Source organism: Streptomyces lushanensis, from assembly GCF_001700515.1.
Taxonomy (GTDB): Bacteria; Actinomycetota; Actinomycetes; order Streptomycetales; family Streptomycetaceae; genus Streptomyces; species Streptomyces lushanensis.
The window spans coordinates 1-2722 of the sequence record NZ_MAUD01000623.1; the positions used below are offsets into that span (position 1 = coordinate 1).

General features: G+C 72.7%; 2 protein-coding genes. Both read right to left on the reverse strand.

Annotated elements, in window-relative coordinates; all coding sequences use genetic code 11:
- Nucleotides 1-297: 297 nt before the first annotated feature.
- The gene (locus BFF77_RS31920; RefSeq protein WP_211280379.1) at nucleotides 298-1398 is read right to left on the reverse strand and encodes a FecCD family ABC transporter permease; all 1101 of its coding nucleotides are present in this window, start codon (nucleotides 1396-1398) and stop codon (nucleotides 298-300) included.
- 11 nt (nucleotides 1399-1409) lie between these two features.
- A complete protein-coding gene (locus tag BFF77_RS31925) occupies nucleotides 1410-2444 on the reverse strand; it encodes a FecCD family ABC transporter permease (protein WP_066957027.1) in 1035 nt (344 codons plus the stop codon).
- Between the last annotated feature and the right edge of the window lie 278 nt (nucleotides 2445-2722).

The following is a 2722-nucleotide window of genomic DNA, read 5'->3' on the forward strand; positions in this document are numbered from 1 at the left end:
GAGGGACGGGAGTCAAGGGTGACCGAAGGTCATCGCGCAGCGACGCGACGAAGGAGCGCCCTTGACGCCCGACACGAAACCGCCACAACTGAAACCTCAGGGGCGGCCCCCACGCCACACACAACCTACCGGTCCACCCCGACTACCCCTCGGTCTGCACCCGCACCCAACAACCCCACCCTCCGGGCACAGGCCGGCAAAAGCGCCAGCCGTCACCCATGACCGAGCCCCCGAGCCAAGGCGGTCCTGTTCGGCCGGGCGGGGTCCGGCGGGCTGTGAGCCTGCTCGTGCGGTCCGTCACTTTCTTGCACCCGCGCCCACGGCACGGCTGCGGACGATCAGCCAGATCAGATACGGCGCGCCCACCGCCGCCGTCAGCACGCCCACGGGCAGCTCCGTCGGCGACAGGAGCTTCCGGGCCAGCAGGTCGGCCAGTACGACGATCACCGCGCCCGTCAACGCCGAGCACAGCAAAGGGATCTGCGCGGTACGGGTCATCCGCCGGGCGATCTGCGGCGCCAGCAGCGCCACGAAGTCCACCGGGCCCGCCGCGCCCGTCGCGACCGACGCCAGCACCACACCGAGCAGGACGAGACCCAGCCGGACGCGGCCGAGCCGTACCCCCAGCGCGGTGGCCGTGTCGTCGTCCAGCGACACCGTGCGCTGCGCGTACGCCGCCCACAGCATCGCGGGCAGCAGCGCCAGCAGCAGCCACCCGAGCGGCGCGGCCTCGTCCCAGCCGCGCCCGTTGAGTGAACCGGTCATCCAGACCTGCGCCTGCTGGGCGACCAGATAGTCGCCCTTGGTCAGGAACAGCGTGGTGACGGAGCGCAGCGCGATCGCGAAACCGATCCCGATGAGCACGAACCTGGTCGCGTGCAGCCCGCCGCGCCAGGCGAACACGTACACCAGCGCCGCCGCCAGGATCCCGCCGGCGGCGGAGAGATACGGCAGCACGGCGAACGAGCTGACACCGAAGGTCATCGCGCCGACCGTGAGCGCGCTCGCGCCCTGGCTGATGCCGATGACGTCGGGGCTGGCCAGCGGATTGCGGGCGACGGTCTGGATCAGCGCGCCCGCGACACCGAACGCGAGCCCGACGAAGAGCCCGGTCGCCATGCGCGGCAGCCGCAGTGTGCCGACGACGAGTTCGTCCGCCGACGGCTGCCCGCCGAGCACCTTGAGCACCTCGGAGGGCGGTACGAAGCTCTCGCCCACGCTCAGATACGCGACGCACACGGCCGCCAGCCCGACGGCGAGCGCGAGCGCCACCACGGCCGCGCGCCGGTGCAGCAGGAACGTGGCGCGGCCGACCCGTACCAGCGTGTGGCCCGCCGGCCGCAACCCGCCGGTCCGGGCGCCGCCGGTCCGGGCTTCGGCGGCCCGGGTGTCCTTCACGGTCGCCGCCGTCACGCCGGCACCGCCTTCCTGCGTACGAGCGTGACCAGGAACGGCACACCGAGGAGCGCCGTCATCACTCCCGCGGGCACCTCGCCCGGCGGGAAGACGATCCGGCCGATCACATCGGAGACCAGCAGCATCACGGGCCCGATCAGCGCGGCCATCGGAAGCACCCAGCGGTGGTCGGTCCCGACGACCGCGCGGGCGAGGTGCGGAACGGCCAGCCCGACAAAGGCGATCGGTCCCGCCGCCGCGACACCCACGCCGGTGAGCACCGTCGCGCCGAGGCCGCCCAGCACCCGTACGGCCGCGACGTTCCGGCCCAGCCCCTTCGCCATGTCCTCGCCGAGCGCGAGCGCGTCGAGACCGCGTGCCACGGAGACCACCAGCACGGTGCCGACGAGCAGGAACGGCCAGATCCGGGCCACCACTTCGGCGTCCCGGCCCGCGATCGAGCCCACCTGCCAGAAGCGGAACTCGTCCAGCGTCGCCGCGCTCGTGGTCAGTACCGCCGTCGTCACCGACACGAGCAGCGCGTTGATCGCGGCGCCGCCCAGGGCGAGTTTGACGGGAGTCGCGCCGCCGCGCCCGCTGGAGGCGATCGCGTACACCGCCACCGAGGCGACACCCGCGCCCGCGAACGCGTACCAGACATAGCCGCTGAGGGTGTGCACTCCGGCGAACGCGATGGCCAGCACCACACCGACGGAGGAGCCCTGGCTGATGCCGAGGACGCCCGGGTCGGCGATCGGATTGCGGGTGATGCCCTGGAGGACCGTACCGGCGAGCGCGAGCGCCGCGCCGACCATCAGCCCGATCAGCGTGCGCGGTACGCGCAGTTGACGGATGACCTCGGCGTCGTCGCTGTGTCCCTTGCGCAGCAGCGCGTCGACGACGGCGGAGGGAGGGACGGCGCGTGCGCCGACGGCGAGGCTCAGCAGGACCGCGAGCAGCACGGCCGCGACGGCAGCCGCCGTCCAGCCGATACGGCGGGCGACCTGGGCACGTCTGACGCTGTGGACCGGCGGGGCGGCGGCTGACATCGGGACCAATCAGAACGGGTACGGGCAGGACGGACAAAGACGGGTACGGGCGGGACGAACAGAAGCACGTCGTGGGACAGCCCCGGTCGGAACAGTCCGGTAGGACAGCCCGGTCGGGACAGCCCGGTGGGCCATCCCGGTGGGACAGTCGGCAGGCTGGTTAGGCTTGGCTAAGTCTAAGCACCAGGATCAAGCCACTTCCGGGACCCTTCCCGCGCCCGTCCCGCGCCCGTCCGGGACCCTGCCCAAGCCCTCCGCGCGCCCGTCCCGCGCCCGTC